At 69.0% G+C, this 18,033-nt stretch carries 13 protein-coding genes; 8 read left to right on the forward strand and 5 right to left on the reverse strand.

The window, feature by feature from the left end:
- Window positions 1-2: 2 nt before the first annotated feature.
- On the reverse strand, window positions 3-2,441 hold the full coding sequence (gene ligA / locus AC07OQ_RS01585; protein ID WP_495051323.1) for an NAD-dependent DNA ligase LigA: 2,439 nt from the start codon (window positions 2,439-2,441) through the stop codon (window positions 3-5).
- 100 nt (window positions 2,442-2,541) lie between these two features.
- On the opposite strand from ligA, the gene AC07OQ_RS01590 reads away from it, so the two are divergent.
- Window positions 2,542-3,744 carry a multidrug effflux MFS transporter gene (locus AC07OQ_RS01590; RefSeq protein WP_495051324.1) on the forward strand — a complete coding sequence of 401 codons (1,203 nt, stop codon included), beginning with the start codon at window positions 2,542-2,544 and terminating at the stop codon, window positions 3,742-3,744.
- A 6-nt stretch (window positions 3,745-3,750) separates the two neighbouring features.
- Here the strand turns inward: AC07OQ_RS01590 and paeA are convergent, their stop codons facing one another.
- Window positions 3,751-5,049, reverse strand: a complete 1,299-nt coding sequence (paeA, locus tag AC07OQ_RS01595) for a polyamine export protein PaeA (RefSeq protein WP_495051325.1) — start codon at window positions 5,047-5,049, stop codon at window positions 3,751-3,753.
- A 113-nt stretch (window positions 5,050-5,162) separates the two neighbouring features.
- Between paeA and AC07OQ_RS01600 the strand changes: the two genes are divergently transcribed.
- A complete protein-coding gene (locus AC07OQ_RS01600; protein ID WP_495051326.1) occupies window positions 5,163-6,716 on the forward strand; it encodes a methyl-accepting chemotaxis protein in 1,554 nt (517 codons plus the stop codon).
- A gap of 92 nt (window positions 6,717-6,808) precedes the next feature.
- On the opposite strand, the gene AC07OQ_RS01605 is transcribed toward AC07OQ_RS01600, so the two are convergent.
- Window positions 6,809-7,915 carry a cell division protein FtsZ gene (locus tag AC07OQ_RS01605; protein ID WP_495051327.1) on the reverse strand — a complete coding sequence of 369 codons (1,107 nt, stop codon included), beginning with the start codon at window positions 7,913-7,915 and terminating at the stop codon, window positions 6,809-6,811.
- Window positions 7,916-8,024: 109 nt separating this feature from the next.
- Window positions 8,025-11,540, reverse strand: a complete 3,516-nt coding sequence (gene smc, locus AC07OQ_RS01610) for a chromosome segregation protein SMC (protein ID WP_495051328.1) — start codon at window positions 11,538-11,540, stop codon at window positions 8,025-8,027.
- 228 nt (window positions 11,541-11,768) lie between these two features.
- Here smc and queF point away from each other — a divergent pair, with 228 nt between their 5' ends.
- Together queF and AC07OQ_RS01620 are read left to right on the forward strand one after the other, a co-directional pair.
- The gene (gene queF, locus AC07OQ_RS01615; protein WP_495051380.1) at window positions 11,769-12,200 is read left to right on the forward strand and encodes a preQ(1) synthase; all 432 of its coding nucleotides are present in this window, start codon (window positions 11,769-11,771) and stop codon (window positions 12,198-12,200) included.
- The gene (locus AC07OQ_RS01620; protein ID WP_495051329.1) at window positions 12,201-12,626 is read left to right on the forward strand and encodes an SET domain-containing protein; all 426 of its coding nucleotides are present in this window, start codon (window positions 12,201-12,203) and stop codon (window positions 12,624-12,626) included.
- Window positions 12,627-12,647: 21 nt separating this feature from the next.
- Here AC07OQ_RS01620 and AC07OQ_RS01625 read toward each other — a convergent pair whose 3' ends face one another.
- Complete coding sequence (locus tag AC07OQ_RS01625) at window positions 12,648-13,400, reverse strand: substrate-binding periplasmic protein (protein ID WP_495051330.1); 753 nt, start codon at window positions 13,398-13,400, stop codon at window positions 12,648-12,650.
- Window positions 13,401-13,478: 78 nt separating this feature from the next.
- On the opposite strand from AC07OQ_RS01625, the gene dapC reads away from it, so the two are divergent.
- The 4 genes from dapC to dapE all read left to right on the forward strand — a co-directional run bounded on the left by dapC (window position 13,479) and on the right by dapE (window position 17,984).
- Window positions 13,479-14,696, forward strand: a complete 1,218-nt coding sequence (gene dapC, locus AC07OQ_RS01630; protein ID WP_495051331.1) for a succinyldiaminopimelate transaminase — start codon at window positions 13,479-13,481, stop codon at window positions 14,694-14,696.
- 10 nt (window positions 14,697-14,706) lie between these two features.
- Window positions 14,707-15,531: a 2,3,4,5-tetrahydropyridine-2,6-dicarboxylate N-succinyltransferase gene (dapD, locus tag AC07OQ_RS01635; protein ID WP_495051332.1), complete on the forward strand. Its 825-nt coding sequence runs from the start codon at window positions 14,707-14,709 to the stop codon at window positions 15,529-15,531.
- 138 nt (window positions 15,532-15,669) lie between these two features.
- The gene (locus AC07OQ_RS01640; RefSeq protein WP_495051333.1) at window positions 15,670-16,830 is read left to right on the forward strand and encodes a PilT/PilU family type 4a pilus ATPase; all 1,161 of its coding nucleotides are present in this window, start codon (window positions 15,670-15,672) and stop codon (window positions 16,828-16,830) included.
- Entirely contained in the window at window positions 16,827-17,984 is a 1,158-nt protein-coding gene (gene dapE / locus AC07OQ_RS01645) for a succinyl-diaminopimelate desuccinylase (protein ID WP_495051334.1), read from the forward strand. The genes AC07OQ_RS01640 and dapE overlap by 4 nt, the downstream gene beginning before the upstream one ends.
- Window positions 17,985-18,033: the final 49 nt, after the last annotated feature.

Consider the following 18,033-nt stretch of genomic DNA (forward strand, 5'->3'; position numbering starts at 1 on the left):
CGTCACGCTCGGCCCGCGCCGCCGGCCTCTTGCGCCAGCAGCCGCAGCAGCCCGGCCTCGTCCAGCACCGCCACGCCCAGCTCGCGCGCCTTGTCGAGCTTGGAGCCGGCCTCCTCGCCGGCGATCACGTAATGGGTCTTCTTCGAAACCGAGCCGCTGACCTTGCCGCCGGCGTTCTCGATCAGCTCCTTGGCGGCGTCGCGGGAGAGGGTCGGCAGGGTGCCGGTCAGCACCAGGGTCTTGCCGGCCAGCAGGCCTTCGGTTCCCGCGCCATCCGGCAGCAGGGCCAGCACCTCGTCGCGGAACCCGGCCAGGGCCAGCAGCTCCGCACGATGGGACTGCGCATCGAGCCACTGCAGCAGGGCCGCCCCCACCTCGGCAGGCAGGGACGCGATGGCCGGCTCGGCGGCCGAGTCGGCCCGCGCCAAACGGCGCAAGTCCATGCCTTGCTCGCTCAGCTGCCGGCAGCGGAGCTCGGTCATCCTGGGGATCTCCAGCGCGCCCAGCAGCGCGGCGTCGTGCAGGGAGACGCGCAGCTTGGCGCTTGGCGCATGCTCGTCGAGCGCTCGCACGCCGGCCTGCAGCAGGGCGTCGAGGGCCTGCTGGTTTTTCGTCTCGGCAAAGAAGTCGGCAATGGCCTCGGCCACGGTGGCCCCGATGTCCGGCAGCACCCGGAACACGGCCCGGGGGGCACGGCGCACCAGCGCCAGCAGGCCCAGCCAGTCGGCCAGGGTCTTCGCGGTCGATTCGCCGACATGGCGTATGCCCAGCGCGAACAGCAGGCGGGCCAGCGGCGGCTGCCTGCTGGCGGCGATGGCCTCGATCAGGTTTTCGGCCCATTTGGTGGCGATCTTGCCCGCCTGCACGGTCTCCGGCGTCACGCCGTCGCGCTCATCCGCGCGACGCTTCATCTCCAGCAGATTGTCCAGGGTCAGCGCGTAGAGGTCGGCAATGCCCTTGACGTACTCCAGTTCGACCAGATTGTCGATATAGCGCTCGCCCAGACCTTCGATGTCCATCATCCGTCGACCCGCGAAATGACGGATCGCCTCCTTGCGCTGGGCCGGGCAGGACAGCCCGCCCGAACACCGCGCAATCGCCTCCCCCGCTTCGCGCGTCACATGCGAGCCGCAGACCGGGCAGGTCGCCGGCAGACGGTAGGCGGGCTGCAGCGGCTCCCGCGCGGCCGTGAACAGGTCGCTGCCGGGAAGCTCCCGCATCGGCCGGCGCTCCAGCACGACGCCGACGATCTCCGGGATCACGTCGCCCGCGCGGCGCACGATCACGGTATCGCCGATGCGCACGTCCTTGCGCTGCACCTCGCCCTCGTTGTGCAGCGTGACATTGCTGACCGTGGTGCCGCCGACGAAGACCGGCGTCAGCCGGGCCACCGGCGTGATCGCCCCGGTACGGCCGACCTGTACCTCGATGGCTTCGACCGTCGTCAATTGCTCCTGTGCCGGGTACTTGTGGGCCACGGCCCAGCGCGGTTCGCGCGTCCTGAAGCCCAGGCGGCGCTGCAGTTCCAGGTTGTTGACCTTGTAGACGACGCCGTCGATGTCGAACGGCAGGCCGTCACGCAAGGCCCCCATGCGCAAATGGAACTGCACCAGCCCGGCCGCCCCGAACGCCACCTGCCGGTGCTCGCAGACCGGCAGACCCATCGCCTGCAGGGCGTCCAGCAGGGCGCCGTGGCTGGCGGGCAGTTGCCAGCCGCTCGATTCGCCGAGGCCGTAGGCGAAGAAGCTCAGCGGCTTCTGCGCGGCCAGGTTCGGATCGAGCTGGCGCACCGCGCCCGCGGCGGTATTGCGCGGGTTGACGAAGGTCTTCTCGCCGCGCTCGCGTTGCCGCGCATTGAGCGCCTCGAAGTCGTCGCGGCGCATATAGACCTCGCCGCGCACCTCCAGCACCGGCGCCGCCACACCCCGCAGGCGCAGGGGTATCTGAGCGATGGTGCGGATGTTCTGCGTGACGTCCTCGCCCGTCTCGCCATCGCCGCGCGTGGCCGCTTGCACCAGCACCCCATGCTCGTAGCGCAAATTGATCGCCAGGCCGTCGAACTTCAGTTCCGCGGCATATTCGACCGGCGGCGCGAGCTCGGACAGCTCCAGCAGCTTGCGCACGGAGGCATCGAAGGCCTCGGCGCCACTGGCCGTCGTATCGGTCTCCGTGCGGATGCTCAGCATCGGCACCGCATGCCTGACCGGTGTGAAGCCCGCGAGCACCTGGCCGATCACGCGCTGGGTCGGCGAATCGGGCGTCAGCAATGCCGGATGGGCGGCTTCGAGGGCCTGCAGCTCCTGGAACAGCTTGTCGTACTCGGCATCCGGCAGGCTGGGCTGGTCCAGCACGTAGTACAGATGGGCATGGTGGTTCAGCAGCTCGCGCAATTCGGCGGCGCGCGCCACGGCGGCGGCGGAAGGCGGATCGATCATCGTCATGGGGCGGCATTGTGGCGCAGACCGACCCGGACGAGGCCCACGTGCGGCCTGCGTGCCCTGCTGACAGGAGCGGGTCGTGCCACCGGCGAAAATCCCCTCGATGATCTCCCGCTTCCTGAAAATCGCCCTCGTGCTGGGCCTGCTCTCCGCGATCGGCCCCTTCGCCATCGACATGTACCTGCCGGCCCTGCCGGCGATCGGCCGGAGCCTGAACGCCGACATCGGCCAGGTGCAGTGGAGCCTGACCGCCTTCTTCATCTCCATCGGTGCCGGCCAGCTGCTCTACGGGCCCCTGGCCGACATGCTGGGCCGCAAGAAGCCCCTGTATTTCGGCCTGGCGCTGTTCCTTCTGGCCAGCATCGGCTGCGCGCTGGCCGGCGACGTCGACACCCTGATCGCCCTGCGCTTCCTGCAGGGTCTGGGCGCGGCGGCCGGCATGGCGATTCCGCGCGCCGTGGTGCGCGACCTGCATACCGGCACCGATGCGGCGCGCTTGATGTCGCTCTTGATGCTGGTGTTCAGCGTCTCGCCGATCCTGGCGCCGCTGGCCGGCAGCGCGGTGATCGCGCTCACCAGCTGGCGCGGCGTGTTCTGGGCCGTCAGCGTGGCGGCCCTGGCCGGTCTGGTGATGACGGCCCTGTTCCTGAAGGAGACCCGAGCGCCCGAGCAGCGCATCGGCAGCGGCTTCGGCACGGCGCTGGCGGGCTACGGCCTGCTGCTGCGCGACCGGCATTTCATGGGCCTGGTGCTGATCGGCAGCTTCGCCTTGGGCGGCTTCTTCGTCTACCTGGCCAATTCGCCCTTCGTACTGATCGACCATTACGGCCTGACGCCGACGCAGTACAGCCTGGCCTTCGCGCTGAACGCCTTCTCCTTCATCGGCGCCTCGCAGTTCGTCGGCGCTTTGGGCGAACGCTACGGCCTGGCCCAGCTGGTGCGCGTGGCCATCGTCGGCGCCTGCGCCGCGATGCTGGCGATGCTCATCTACTACCTGGGCGGCGGCGACCGCCTGGCGGTGCTGATCGCGCTGTACCTGGTGGCCAGCGCCTTCATGGGCCTGGTGATCCCGACCAGCTCGGTGCTGGCGCTGGACGGCCATGGCGCGATCGCCGGCACGGCCTCGGCCCTGCTGGGCACCTTGCAGATGCTGGTGGGCGCCGTGATGATGGGCCTGGCGGGCCTCTTCACCGACGGCCGGCCGCTGCCGATGGTGGTGGGCATGACCCTGGGCCCGCTGATCGCGCTGGCGCTGACGGCCGGCACCCTGGGCCTGCGTCGGCCACAGCCCTGCCCCGCCGGCTGAGCCTTATCAGCCTTCGGAGGTGGCGGCCACCCGGGTGATCATCACCTGGTCGACGCGGTGGCTGTCCACGTCCATCACCTCGAAACGCCAGCCCTCCCACAGCACATGGTCGGTGCGCTTGGGGATGCGGCGCAGCATCACCATCAGGAAACCGGCCAGCGTGTCGTACTGGCCGGCATGCGGCCAGGCTTCCAGCTCCAGCGCGCGCTGCACGTCGGGAATCGGCGTGATGCCGTCGGCCAGGTAGCTGCCGTCCTCGCGGCGCACGATCTGCTCCTCGTCGTGGCTGGCCACCAGCGAACCCATCACCGTGCTCATCACGTCGTTCAAGGTGATCACGCCGACCACCAGGCTGTATTCATTGACGATCACCGCGAAGTCCTCCAGCACCTGGCGGAACTGCAGGAGCACCTCGGACAGGGTCAGCCGGTCCGGCACGATCAGCACCTTCTTCACCAGCCCATGGCAGGTGCGCAGATTGATGGGCTCATCGCGCAGCACGCGCTGGAACAGGTCGGTGGCGTCCACATAGCCGACCACCTGGTCGATCTCGCCGTCGCAGACCAGGTAGGTGGAATGCGGCGACTCGGCGATGCGGTTGCGGATCAGCGCATCGTCGTCGTCCAGCCCCAGGAAGACCACGCGCTCGCGCGTGGTCATCGCGCTCTCGACGCGGCGCGTTTCCAGCTCGAACACGTTCTCGATCACCTGCTGCTCGGCATCGGCGACGACGCCGGCCAGATTGCCGGCCTCGGTCATCGCCAGGATGTCATGGTGGGTGATGGTGTTGTCGCGCGTCACCGGGCGGCCCGACAGGCGCAAGAGCGCATCGGTGATGGCGCTGAAGGCCCAGGCCAGCGGCTTCAGCAGGGTGACGAGGCTCAGCATCGGCCCGATCAGGGCCAGCGCCACGCGCTCCGGCTCGTTCATCGACCAGCGCTTGGGCACCAGGTCGGCCAGCACGACGAACAGCGCGGTGATGCTGGCAAAGGACAGCGCGAAGGCCAGGGTCTGGGCCTGTTCCGGCGCCACCAGATAGGCCAGCGCGGCGGCGAAGTAAGGCGTGAAGGCCCCCTCGCCGACGATGCCGGCCAGTATCGCCACGGTGTTGACCCCGATCTGCACGACGGTGAAGTAATGGCCCGGCTGCTCCTGCACGGCCAGCACGCGCGCGGCACGGGGGTCGCCCTCGTCGGCCAGCTGCTGCAGCTTCAGGCGCCGCGAGGCCGCCAGCGCAAGCTCGGCCATCGAGAAAAAGGCGCTGGCCGCGATCAGGGCCACGATCAGAAGCAGGCTGCTTGTCATGGATTTCAGTGTAGCGGCAGGCAACACCTGGCCCTGGTTTTTCGCCCCGGCGCGGCGGCGCTGTGCTATTTTTCCGGCCTGGCCCGCGGCGGGCCGCCTTGGGGAGGACGAGCATGACGGTGCTGCTGTCGAATCTTCGCGTGGGCCTGCGTCTGGGCCTGGGTTTCGGGCTCCTGCTGCTGCTGATGCTCGTGATGGGCCTGTTCGCGGTCAACCGCGTCGACCGGGTGCAGGCCAATGTCGGTGAGCTGGCCACCAACTGGCTGCCCAGCACCCAGCAGCTGGCCGGGCTCAACGAGGCGCTCAACCAGATGCGGCGCGCCGAGCTGCAGATGCTGCTGGGCGGTGGCCAGCAGGCGCTGCAGGAGGAAGGCGAGCGGCTCGCCAAGCAATGGGAGGCCGTGCCCCGGCTGCTGGCGGCCTACGAAGCCAGCCTGTCCGGCAGCGAGGAGCGCCAGCGCTTCGGCGAATTCAAGTCCGCCGTCGAGGCCTACAGGAGCACCCAGCCGCGGCTGATCGCGCTGCTGCGCGAGAGCCGGCAGGAGGAGGCGCTGGCCTGGCTGCGCGGCGAATCGCGCCGCGCCTTCCGCGCCACGAGCGAGGGCATCGGCAGGCTGATCCAGCTCAACGACGCCGGCGCGGCCCTGGCCCACCGGGATGCGCAGTCCAGCTACGCCGCCGTGCTGTGGGGCATCTGGCTGATGGTGGCCGTGGCGCTGAGCCTGGGCGGCCTGACCGGCTGGCTGCTGACGCGCTCGCTGACCCAGCCGCTGCACTATGCGACGGCCAGCGCCGACCGCATCGCCGGCGGCGACCTGAGCCTGCAGGTGCGCGCCGAACGGGCCGACGAGCTGGGCGATCTGCTGCGCTCGCTCGCGCGCATGCAGGAGGCGCTGAACCAATCGGTCGGCACGGTCAAGCGCAGCGCCGACAGCATCGCGCTGGCCAGCCACGAGGTCTCCAGCGGCAGCCTGGACCTGTCGTCGCGCACCGAACAGGCCGCCTCCAGCCTGGAGCAGACCTCGGCGGCGATGCAGCAGGTCACCGACACCGCGCGCCAGAGCGCCGGCGCCGCCCGGCAGGCCAGCCTGCTGGCCATCGGCGCCTCCCAGGTGGCCAGCCAGGGTGGCGCCGTGGTGTCGCAGGTGGTCGGCACGATGGACGGCATCCGGGCGGCCTCGCGCAAGATCGCCGACATCATCGGCGTGATCGATGGCATCGCCTTCCAGACCAATATCCTGGCCTTGAACGCGGCCGTCGAGGCGGCGCGCGCCGGCGAGCAGGGCCGCGGCTTCGCGGTGGTGGCCGGCGAGGTGCGCGTGCTGGCCCGGCGCAGCGCACAGGCGGCCCGGGAGATCAAGACCCTGATCGCGAACTCGGTCGATCAGGTCGAGGCCGGCTCGCGCCTGGTGGCCGATGCCGGCGGCACGATGGGCGAGGTGGTGGCGGCCGTGCAGCAGGTCAGCGACATCGTTGGCGAGATCGCCGCTGCGGTGCAGAGCCAGACCCGGAGCCTCACCGAGGTCAATGCCGCGATCGGCCAGCTGGACGGCATGACGCAGCAGAACGCGGCCCTGGTGGAGGAATCGGCCGCCGCGTCGGAATCGCTGCGCGAGCAGGCGGCGAAGCTCGCCGAGGTGGTGGCGCGTTTCCGCCTCGCGGCTTAGCCCCCTACGCGCTTCGCGCGCCCACTCAAGGGGCGGCGCCGACTGCCCGGCAAAGCCGGATCAGCGCTGCCCGCAGGGCAAGACAGAAGTCATTAGCTGAACAAACGGCGGGCGGCGAACGAACCGGCCGCCAGGTCGCGCGCGGCCAGGGCCTTGTAGAGCCCGCCGAGTTCCTGGTCGATCGCGGCAAAGGAATGCAGGTTCAGCAGCTGGCCGCGGTCGTCGCAGATGTCGGCCTCGATGTCGCGCGACAGCAGGCGTGCCGCCTCCTGCCAGGCGGCAAAGGGCTCCAGCGTCTCGGCGGTCTGCGGCACGTCCAGGGTCAGGGTCAGCTCGCGCAGCGACGAGGCCTGCGGGTCCTCGGCCAGCGCGGCCTGCGACTCGAAGCTCAGCAGCAGCACCGGCGGCAGGCCTTCCTCGCCCGAGGGCAGCACCAGCCGGCCCGGCACCGCGCCGGGCACGAAGCCATGGCGCAGCGCGATCTGCTGCACATAGCCCAGGGTCCAGGCGGCACCCCGGCTCTTCAGCTGGATGGCCAGCTGCGCATCATGCTCGCTGGCGAACTGGTCCAGTTCGCGGGCCCGCCCCACCACGTCCAGCATGTCGGGAAACTGCACAAAGCCGCCGACGCCGTCGACAAAGCCCTGCACCTTCTGCACGAACTCCGAGTACTCGATCTCGTTGAGCGCACCGCTGCGGTTGGCCATCTGCACGCCGGCCTGGAATTCGCCGTAGCGCTGGCCCGGCGCCGGCAGCTCCCAGTCGCCCGTCTCGGCATTCAGACCCTCGATGTGGAAGGGCTTGGTGCCGGCGCGGCGGCTGCCGGGCAGCTGCGACAGCGCCATCTCGCCGCTGAGCGGCGCGTCCACGCTGATGGTCGCGATGGCGTCGATCAGGGCGTCGATGCGCGCCGAGGGCCGGCGCGCCGGCTGGCGCACGACGGCGGGCACGGTCTCGTCCAGCGTCGAGAGGAGGCCGCCCCGCTCGCCCGCGGCGGCGTCGGGCTCGAAGGGCGCGGCCACCGCCGCCTGCACCTCGCCGAGGCTGGGTTCGCGGCGCTCGGCACCGCCGGGCATCGAGGGCTCCGCCTGCGGACTGGCGCGGCGCGGACCGGCCTTGCGCGCGCTCCAGGCGCCATGGGCCACGACCCCGGCCAGCACCAGGCCACCGAGGATCGCCAGCAGTTCGGTCAGGGACATGTCGAACCTCCCGCCGGAGCGCCCCAAGAGAGGTTTGCTCGCCGAGGCCCCGGGAGGGGCCTCGGCGAGGCCTTGGGGGCAGCGAACGAAGTGCGCGTGGGGGCCGACATCATGCCGCCTCCGCCATATTGAGCGCGGATTCCATGTCGACCGCGACGATGCGGGACACGCCCTGTTCCTGCATCGTCACACCGATCAGTTGTCTTGCCATTTCCATTGCGATCTTGTTGTGCGAGATGAACAGGAACTGCGTGCCCGCGCTCATCTCCGAAACCAGCTTGGCGTAGCGCTCGGTGTTGGCGTCGTCCAGCGGCGCGTCCACCTCGTCCAGCAGACAGAAGGGCGCGGGGTTGAGCTGGAAGATCGCGAACACCAGCGCGATCGCCGTCAGCGCCTTCTCACCGCCCGAGAGCAGATGGATGGTGCTGTTCTTCTTGCCCGGCGGCTGGGCCATCACCTGCACGCCGGCATCGAGGATCTCGTCGCCGGTCATCACGAGCTTGGCCTGGCCGCCGCCGAACAGGCTCGGGAACATGCGGCCGAAATGCTCGTTGACCTGGTTGAAGGTGCTGGCGAGCAGGTCGCGCGTCTCCAGGTCGATCTTGTGGATCGCGTCCTCAAGGGTCTTCATGGCCGAGCTCAGGTCGGCGTTCTGCGCATCGAGAAAGGTCTTGCGCTCGCGCGCCGCCGTCAGCTCGTCCAGCGCCGCCAGGTTGACCGCGCCCAGGGCCGCGATGTCGCGGTTGATGCGGTCGATCTCGCCCTGCAGGCCGTAGAGCTTGACCGCGCCCTCCTCGACCGACCGGGCCAGGGCCTCGAGATCGACCGCGGCGGCCACCAACTGCTCCATGTACTGCGCACCGCCCAGTTGAGCGGCCTGCTCCTCCAGCTGCAGCTTGGTGATGCGCTCGCGCAGCGGGTCCAGGCTGCGCTCGAATTCCAGGCGCTGCTCGTCGGCCTTGCGCAGGCGCAGGCTCAGGTCGTCGTAGCCGCCGCGCACCGCGGCCAGCTCCTTCTCGCGCTCCAGCTTGACGGCCAGCGCGTCCTGCAGGCCGGCCTGGGCGGCCGCGTCGTTGAGCGTGTCCAGCTCGCGCTGCAGGCCCTCGGCCGAGGCGCTGTTGGTCTGCACCTGGGCCTGGGCGGTCTCGATGCTGCGCTGCAGCTCGCCGCGCCGCGAGGCCAGCGAGCGGGCGCTGAAGGTGGCCTCCTGGGCACGGCGCTCCAGTGCGCGCAGCTGCTCGCGCGCCTCGCCGAGGCGGCGCTCGGCCTGGATCACCGCCTCCTCCAGCTCGGCATGGCGCTCCTGCGTCGTCGCGAGCTGCAGATCCAGCTCCTCGAAGCGGGCCTCGCCGGTGACGCGGCGCTCCTGCAGCTCCTCCATCTGGCCGTCGATCTCGGCCAGCTCCTCGTCGAGCTGGCTGCGGCGGTTGCTGGCGGCCTCGGCCTGCTGGGACAGGCGCAGCAGCTCGACATGCAGCTGGTGCGCGCGGGTCTGGGTGTCGCTGGCCTCGCGGCGCAGGCCCACCATGCGCTGCGCGGCCTCGCTGTGGGCGGCCTCGCTGCGCACCAGCCGGCTCTTGGCTTCTTCCGCGATCAGGGTCTGGGCGCGGCTTTCCAGCATCAGCTGCTCGATCTCCTGGGCGCGCGCCAGCATGCCGGCCTGCTCGGAGTCCGGCGCGTAGAAACTCACCGCGAACTGGCTGACCGCATGGCCCTCGGCGGTCATGATGATCTCGCCATGGGTCAGCCTGCCGCGCCCCGCCAGGGCCTCGTCCATCGAGGCGGCGGTGTAGACGCCCTCCAGCCAGTCGTTCAGCAAGGCCTTCAGGCCCGCATCGTCCAGACGCAAGAGTTCGCTCAGGCGCGGCAGGGTCTCGTGCGTGTTCGCGATCGCCGCGGCCGGCGGCGAATAAAAGGCCAGGCGGGCCGGCGGCGCGTCCAGCGCAAAGGCGCGCACCGTCTCCAGGCGGCCGACCTGCAGCGCGCCCATGCGCTCGCGCAGCGCTGCTTCCAGCGCGTTTTCCCAGCCTTGCTTGATATGCAGCCGGGTCCACAGGCCCTGCAGGCCGTCCAGCCCATGCTTGGCCAGCCAGGGCTTGAGCTTGCCCTCGGTCTGCACCTTTTCCTGCAGCGCGCGCAGCGCTTCCAGGCGTGCCACCAACTCGGACTGACGGGCCAACTGGGCATTGGCATCCTGCTGCACCGCGCGGCGCTGTTCCTCCAGCTGCGGCAACTGGTCCTGCAGCTCGTGCAGGCGCGCATCGGCCAGGTCGCGCGCCTCGTCGGCGGTCTCGCTCTGGCGCTTCAGCGCGACGAGCTTGTCCTGGTCCGGCGCGGCCAGGCCCGCTGCTTCAGCGGCCAGGCGCTCGCGGCGGGTGCGCAACGCGCGGTTCTGCTCGTCGATATTGCGGCTCTCGGCCGCCAGCACCTGGATCTGCTGCTGTACCTGCACGACCGAGCCGCGCTGCTCGTTGGCACGCCCTTGAGCGGCACGCACCGCGTCCTCGGCATTCGGCAGGTTCAACGCCTGCTCCTCGGCCTGGGCCGCCAGGATCTCGCTCTGCTCCTCGGCGGTGGCGATCTGCTCGGCGATCGTTTCCAGCTCGGCTTGCGCCTGTTCGGAGCGCTCCTGCCACTGCTGGTTCTGCACCTGCAGCTCGACCAGTCGCGCCTCGACCCGCTGGCGGCCTTCGACCACATAGCGGATGCGTTCCTCCAGCCGGCTGACCTCCAGCTGGGCCTCGGCCATCCGCCCTTGCGAGGCATGCAGCTCGTCGCCGGCGGCGTAATGGGCCTGGCGGACGGTTTCCAGCTCGGCCTCGACATGGCGCAGCTCGGCCATGCGCGATTCCAGCGCGGTCAGCGCCTGCCCATGCTCGCCCTTGACCCGGCTCTGTTCGCTGCTGGCGTCGCGGTGCTTCAGGAACCAAAGCTGATGCAGCTTCAGGGTGCCGGCGTCCTGCAGGCCGCGGTAGCTGGCCGCGACCTCGGCCTGCTTCTCGAGCTTGTCGAGGTTGTTGTTCAACTCGCGCAGGATGTCCTCGACCCGCGTCAGGTTCTCGCGCGTGTCCTTCAGACGGTTCTCGGTTTCCCGACGGCGTTCCTTGTACTTGGAGACCCCGGCGGCCTCCTCCAGGAACATGCGCATCTCCTCCGGCTTGGATTCGATGATGCGGGAGATCGTGCCCTGGCCGATGATGGCGTAGGCGCGCGGGCCCAGGCCGGTGCCGAGGAACACGTCCTGCACGTCGCGGCGGCGCACCGGCTGGTTGTTGATGAAGTAGCTGCTGGTGCCGTCGCGGGTCAGCACGCGCTTGACCGCGATCTCGCTGAACTGGTTCCATTGCCCGCCGGCACGCGCGTCCTCGTTGCTGAACACCAGCTCGACGCTGGCGCGGCTCGCCGGCTTGCGGTTGCCCGAACCGTTGAAGATCACGTCCTGCATCGACTCGCCGCGCAGCTCCGAAGCCTTGCTTTCGCCCAGCACCCAGCGCACGGCGTCCATGATGTTGGACTTGCCGCAGCCATTGGGCCCCACCACGCCCACCAACTGCCCCGGCAGCTGGAAGTTGGTGGGGTCGGCAAAGGACTTGAAGCCCGAGAGCTTGATCGAGTTCAGGCGCATGGATGCGGGAACAGAACGCTTACTAAGCCGTTGATTTATTTACGGAAAAGCCCCTTGGAAGGGGCCTTGCACGGGCCTGGATGATACCATTGGGCCCTCCCCTGAAATCCGGCTTGCCTGGGCGTCGATGCCCGGGCGGGCCTCGCATCGAAAAACATGGCCAAGACCACTCCCGCCGCTCCGAAGAAGACCACCACCAAGGCTGCCGCTGCACCGAAGATGCGCGAGATGCCGCCCAACCCGCCCTCGGCGCCCAGCAAGGAGCTGCATGTCTTCCCGAACCCGGCGCCGCAGCGCGACTATGTGATCCAGTTCCAGGTGCCCGAGTTCACCTGCCACTGCCCGCTGACCGGCCAGCCCGACTTCGCCCATTTCACGATCGACATGATCGCGGACAAGCTCTGCGTCGAGCTGAAGAGCCTGAAGATGTACTTCTGGAGCTACCGCAACGAGGGCGCCTTCCACGAGAAGGTGACCAACACCATCCTGGAAGACATCGTCAAGGTGACGAATCCGCGCTTCATTCGCATCACCGCCAAGTGGTATGTGCGCGGCGGCATCTACACCAACGTGGTGGTCGAGCATCGCAAGAAGGGTTGGAAGCCCGAGCCCAGGATCGACCTGCCCGCTCACGGCTTCCAGTCCGGTCTGCTGGGCTAATTGGCCTTCGCCACCAGCTCCGCCCACCTCAGCGTCGACGTGACGGTGCGGCGCAGCCGCATCGACGGCTTCGGCGTGTTCGCGGCCGAACGGGTGACCGCCGGTGCGCGCATCGGCGCGCTGACCGGCGAGGCGATCACGGTGGCCGAGGGCCGCCGCCGCGCCCAGGGACGCCAGCGCATCATGCTGGTGGAGCTGAGCGAGAGCCGCGCGGTCGACGCGACCCGCTCCGACGACGCGCTGCGCTTCACCAACCATTCCTGCCGACCGAACGCCCGCATCCGGGTCGAGGATGGCGTGATCGAGTTCTTCGCCCTGCGCGCGATCGCGCCGGACGAGGAGATCACCGTGGCTTACGGCGCCACCCATCACGAAGGACGGCTGGCCTGCCGCTGCGGCCAGGCGGACTGCGCCGGCTGGCTCTGAACGGCGCGTCGCTCGCGCCGATCAGCGCCGCATCACCGGGTTGCGCCGCCAGGCTTCGTGGTTCTCGGCCACCAGGCGCCCGGTGTTGAGCCCGGCCAGATAGCGCTTGAGCATGGCGTCGAACTCGCCCAGCCGCGCCAGGCAAGGGCTGCGGCGCGACCAGCCGACATAGTTCAGCGCCTCGGCGATGAAGGGTTTCAACGCCCGGTATTTGCTCTCGCTGCCGGTCGAGATCAGGTGCGACAGCGCCGGATAATGCGGCGAGATGAGGTAGTCGATCCGCATGGCATCGAGCTTCAGGAAATTCTCCCTGATGCCCGGCCCGACCTCGACGCTCAGACTCGCCTCGATGTACTCGTCCAGCCCGTCCCCGAAGCGGTTGCCATGCGTCATGCCGCCGCGCAGCCCACGCAGATCCTCGCGCCGTTCGAACTTGATCGACTGATCGTTCGCGCGCACGAACACCGAGGTCGGATTGCTGAAGATCGGCGTCTCGGCATAGGCCAGGAACTGCTCGCGCTCGGCATTGCGTTTCAGCTCCGTGATGATGTCGACCTCGCCGTTGCGGGCGCCCTGCAGCACGCGCAGAAAGGGGCCGACATAGCGCAGTTCGTAGGGCAGCTTGATCGCCTGGAGCACGGCCAAGACCACGTCGACACTGGCGCCGCGCAGGGTCTGGCCGTCGTACCAGGCATAGGGCGGGAACTCGGGATCAGCGCTGACGATCACGCGCGTACAGGCCGGCTGGGCCATGCCGGCACCGCTCAGCAACAAACCAAAAATAAGGCAGACGATGCGCACCAGGCCCTCCCCGCGAATCGAACATCAGGAGCACTCCCCTATCATGGCGGCATGAGCTCTCCTGTCAATCCACGCTTGGCGCTGCTGCACCCCTACCCCTTCGAACGCCTGCGCGCCTTGACCCGGGACATCACGCCCAACCCGGCCTACCGTCCGATCAGCCTGGGCATCGGCGAGCCCAAGCATCCGGCGCCCAAGCTGGTCGAGGATGCCCTGGTAGGGAGCCTGAAGAGCCTGGCCGCCTATCCGGCCACCGCCGGCGAGCCGAGGCTGCGCGAGGCGATCACCGGCTGGCTGGCACGCCGCTACGGCCTGAGCCTGGACCCGGCCAGCCAGGTGCTGCCGGTCAACGGCTCGCGCGAGGCCTTGTTCGCGCTAGCGCAGACGGTGATCGACCCGACGCGCCCCGGCGCGACCGTCGTGTGCCCGAATCCCTTCTATCAGATCTACGAGGGCGCGGCCCTCTTGGCCGGCGCGCAGACCGCCTTCGCCAACAGCGACCCGTCACGCAATTTCGCGGCCAACTGGGCCGAGATCGACGCGGCCACCTGGGCCAGGACCCAGCTGCTCTATGTCTGCTCGCCCGGCAATCCGACCGGCGCGGTGATGCCGCTGGAGGAGTGGAAGATGCTGTTCGAGCTCTCCGACCGCCACGGCTTCGTGATCGCCTCGGACGAGTGCTACTCGGAGATCTACTTCCGCGCGGAGGCGCCGCTGTCGGGCCTGGAGGCCGCCGCCCGGCTGGGCCGCACGGATTTCCGCAATCTGATCGCCTTCACCAGCCTCTCGAAGCGTTCCAATGTGCCGGGCATGCGCTCCGGCTTCGTGGCCGGCGACGCCGCCATCATCAAGAAGTTCCTGCTCTACCGCACCTACCATGGCAGCGCGATGAACCCGATGGTGCAGGCCGCCAGCATCGCCGCCTGGGGCGACGAGGCCCATGTGATCGCCAACCGCGAGCAGTACCGCGCCAAGTTCGCCCAGGTGACGCCGCTGCTGTCGGCGGTGCTGGACGTGGCGCTGCCGGACGCCAGCTTCTACCTCTGGGCCGCCATCCCTCCACATGTAGCCGGTGGCGACGACATCGCCTTCGCCCGGGGCCTCTTGGCTCAATACAATGTCGCGGTGCTGCCGGGCAGCCTGCTGGCCCGCGAGGCCCATGGCGTCAACCCGGGGGCCGGCCGCATCCGCATGGCCCTGGTGGCCGAACTGTCCGAATGCGTCGAGGCCGCGCAGCGCATCGTCTCCTATACCCAATCCCTCGCCTGAGCCGTTTCCCATGAGCACTCAACAACTGCAATCCGTCATCGACCTGGCCTGGGAAGGCCGCGCCAACCTCAATCCCGCCAACGCGCCCGAGGTGCGCCAGGCCGTCGAGCATGTGATCGCCGAGCTGGACGCGGGCCGCCTGCGCGTGGCCGAGCGCCAGGGCGTGGGCCAATGGACCGTGCACCAATGGGTCAAGAAGGCGGTGTTGCTGTCCTTCCGCCTGAACGACAACCGCCAGATGGGCGCCGGCGACATGACCTTCTTCGACAAGGTGCCGACCAAGTTCGGCGGCCTGTCGGACGATCAGCTGCGCGCCAGCGGCGTGCGCGTGGTGCCGCCCGCCGTGGCCCGTCGCGGCAGCTTCATGGCCAAGAACGTCGTGCTGATGCCCTCCTACGTCAACATCGGCGCCTATGTCGACGAGGGCACGATGGTCGACACCTGGGCCACGGTCGGCTCCTGCGCGCAGATCGGCAAGAACGTGCATCTGAGCGGCGGCGTCGGCATCGGCGGCGTGCTGGAGCCGCTGCAGGCCAACCCCACCATCATTGAGGACAACTGCTTCGTCGGCGCCCGCTCCGAGGTGGTCGAGGGCGTGATCGTCGAGGAGAACTCGGTGATCTCGATGGGCGTCTACATCGGCCAGAGCACGCCGATCTACGACCGCGAGACCGACACCGTCTCCTACGGCCGCATTCCCGCCGGCTCGGTGGTGATCAGCGGTTCGCTGCCGAAGAACGACGGCAAGTACAGCCTCTACGCCGCCATCATCGTCAAGAAGGTCGATGCCGGCACGCGCGCCAAGACCAGCATCAACGACCTGCTGCGCGCCTGAGAATGACCCACCCCCTACGGCCTTCGGCCGCCCCCATCGGGGGCATGCCCGCAGGACCGGCGAGGCCGGATCTTCGGACGCCGCTGGGTTCGTCGGGGGGGCATTTCGCCGTTGGTTCGCTCGCTTAAGGGAGAAAGCATGAGCACCGGAAATATGGAGCGCATCCTGCGCCTGATGGCCGAGAAGGGTGCCTCCGACTGCTATTTGTCGGCCAGCATGCCGGTGCTGATCCGCATCAACGGTCAGATGCTGCAGCTCTCCGATCAGCAGCTCACGCCCAGCCAGCCGCGCCAGCTGATCTCCGAGGTCATCGACGCCGGCCAGCTGGCCGAGCTGGATGCCACCGGCGAGCTGAACATGGCCGTGTCCGTCTCCAAGGTGGGCAGCTTCCGGCTCTCGGGTTTTCGCCAGCGCGGCACGATCGCCGCGGTGTTCCGCCATATCCCGCACAACATCCCCACGCTGGACAGCCTGAACCTGCCGCCCATCCTCGGCAAGCTGATCCAGGAGAAGCGCGGCCTGATCCTGATGGTGGGGGCGACCGGCACGGGAAAAAGCACCACGCTGGCGGCGATGCTGGAGCAGCGCAACCAGACCATGGCCGGCCATATCCTGACGATCGAGGATCCGGTCGAATACCTGTTCAGCAACAAGCGCTCGGTGGTGAACCAGCGCGAGGTGGGCCGCGACACGGCCTCGCTGCAGATCGCGCTGAAGAACGCGCTGCGCCAGTCGCCCGACTGCATCCTGATCGGCGAGGTGCGCGACCGCGAGACCATGACCGCGGCGATCTCCTATGCGCTGTCGGGCCATCTGGTGGTGGCCACGCTGCACGGCAACAACAGCTATCACGCGCTGAACCGCATCCTGTCCTTCTACACACCCGAGTCGCGCCCGGCCCTGCTGAACGACCTGGGCGCGGGTCTGAAGGCCGTGATCTCGCAGCGCCTTGTGCGGGCCGCGGCCGGCGGCCGGGTGCCCGTGACCGAGATCCTCTTGAACACCAAGCTGATCGCGGAGCTGATCGAGCATGGCGACTTCAGCGGCGTCAAGGAAGCGATGGAGAAGTCCATCGCCGAAGGCTCGCAGACCTTTGAGGAGCATTTCGCCAGGCTGATCAAGGACGGCACCATCACCCGCGAGGAAGGCCTGCTGTTCGCCGACTCGCCCACCAACCTGCTGTGGCGCCTGCAGAACGACGGCGAGCCGCAAGCCAAGAGCGCGGCCGGCAAGCCCGAGGAACTGGCCAGCGACGAGGCCAGTTTCACCGAGATCACCCTGGACGTGCGCCCCGAATGAACAACAACAACGCCCTCGCGCTGCTCGAAACCCTGATCGCGCGCCCCTCGGTCACGCCCGAGGACGCCGGCTGCCAGGACCTGATCGCCGAGCGCCTGGGCAGGCATGGCTTCGAGATCGAGCGCATGGACAGCGGCCCAGACAGCTTTCGCGTGAGCAATCTCTGGGCCGTCAAGCGCGGCAGCGCCGGGGCCGACGCCCCCGTGCTGATGTTCGCAGGACACACCGATGTCGTGCCGCCCGGCAAGCTGGAACAATGGACCAGCGACCCCTTCGTGCCCAGCTACCGCGACGGCCGCCTCTACGGCCGCGGCGCGGCGGACATGAAGGGTTCGGTGGCGGCCATGGTGGTGGCGGCCGAGGAGTTCGTCTCTGCCCATCCGGATCACCGCGGCAGCGTCGCCTTCCTGCTGACCAGCGACGAGGAGGGTCCGGCCGTCGACGGCACGGTGGTCTGCTGTGAACAGCTCAAGGCGCGCGGGCAGCGCCTGGACTTCTGCATCGTCGGCGAGCCCACCTCGGTGGAGAAGCTCGGCGACATGGTCAAGAACGGCCGCCGCGGCACGCTCTCCGGCAAGCTCAAGGTCAAGGGCATCCAGGGCCATGTGGCCTACCCGCATCTGGCGCGCAACCCGGTGCACCAGGTCGCGCCCGCGCTGGCCGAGCTGGCCGCGGCCGAATGGGACCGCGGCAACGACTATTTCCCGGCCACCACCTTCCAGATCTCCAATATCCACGCGGGCACCGGCGCCACCAATGTGATCCCGGGCGACGTGGTGATCGATTTCAACTTCCGCTTCTCGACCGAATCGACGCCCGAGGGTCTGAAGCGCAAGGTCGAGGCCCTGCTGGAGCGCCATGGCCTGGAGTACGACCTGGTGTGGACCCTGGGCGGCGAGCCCTTCCTGACCCCGATCGGGTCCTTGAGCGAGGCGGTGCGCGACGCCATCCTGGCCGAAACCGGACTGGCACCCGAGCTGTCGACCACCGGCGGCACCTCGGACGGCCGCTTCATCGCCAGGATCTGCCCGCAGGTCTTGGAGTTCGGCCCGATCAACGCCACGATCCACAAGATCGACGAGAACGTGCCGGCCGACTGCATCGAACCCCTGAAGAACATCTACCGGCGCACGCTGGAATTGCTGCTGGCCTGAGCACAAACCCCAGAGATTTAGCCCCCGGCCTGACGTACAGTCCGGCGCC

Source organism: Roseateles sp. GW821-FHT09B06 (assembly GCF_059418245.1).

Bases quoted from the DNA above. Each gene is read 5' to 3' on its own strand.
- ligA (WP_495051323.1), bottom strand. From the start codon at position 2,441: ATGACGATGATCGATCCGCCTTCCGCCGCCGCCGTGGCGCGCGCCGCC.
- paeA (WP_495051325.1), bottom strand. From the start codon at position 5,049: ATGACAAGCAGCCTGCTTCTGATCGTGGCCCTGATCGCGGCCAGCGCC.
- queF (WP_495051380.1), top strand. From the start codon at position 11,769: ATGCCGCCCAACCCGCCCTCGGCGCCCAGCAAGGAGCTGCATGTCTTC.
- smc (WP_495051328.1), bottom strand. From the start codon at position 11,540: ATGCGCCTGAACTCGATCAAGCTCTCGGGCTTCAAGTCCTTTGCCGAC.
- dapC (WP_495051331.1), top strand. From the start codon at position 13,479: ATGAGCTCTCCTGTCAATCCACGCTTGGCGCTGCTGCACCCCTACCCC.
- AC07OQ_RS01640 (WP_495051333.1), top strand. From the start codon at position 15,670: ATGAGCACCGGAAATATGGAGCGCATCCTGCGCCTGATGGCCGAGAAG.
- AC07OQ_RS01590 (WP_495051324.1), top strand. From the start codon at position 2,542: ATGATCTCCCGCTTCCTGAAAATCGCCCTCGTGCTGGGCCTGCTCTCC.
- AC07OQ_RS01605 (WP_495051327.1), bottom strand. From the start codon at position 7,915: ATGTCCCTGACCGAACTGCTGGCGATCCTCGGTGGCCTGGTGCTGGCC.
- dapD (WP_495051332.1), top strand. From the start codon at position 14,707: ATGAGCACTCAACAACTGCAATCCGTCATCGACCTGGCCTGGGAAGGC.
- dapE (WP_495051334.1), top strand. From the start codon at position 16,827: ATGAACAACAACAACGCCCTCGCGCTGCTCGAAACCCTGATCGCGCGC.
- AC07OQ_RS01600 (WP_495051326.1), top strand. From the start codon at position 5,163: ATGACGGTGCTGCTGTCGAATCTTCGCGTGGGCCTGCGTCTGGGCCTG.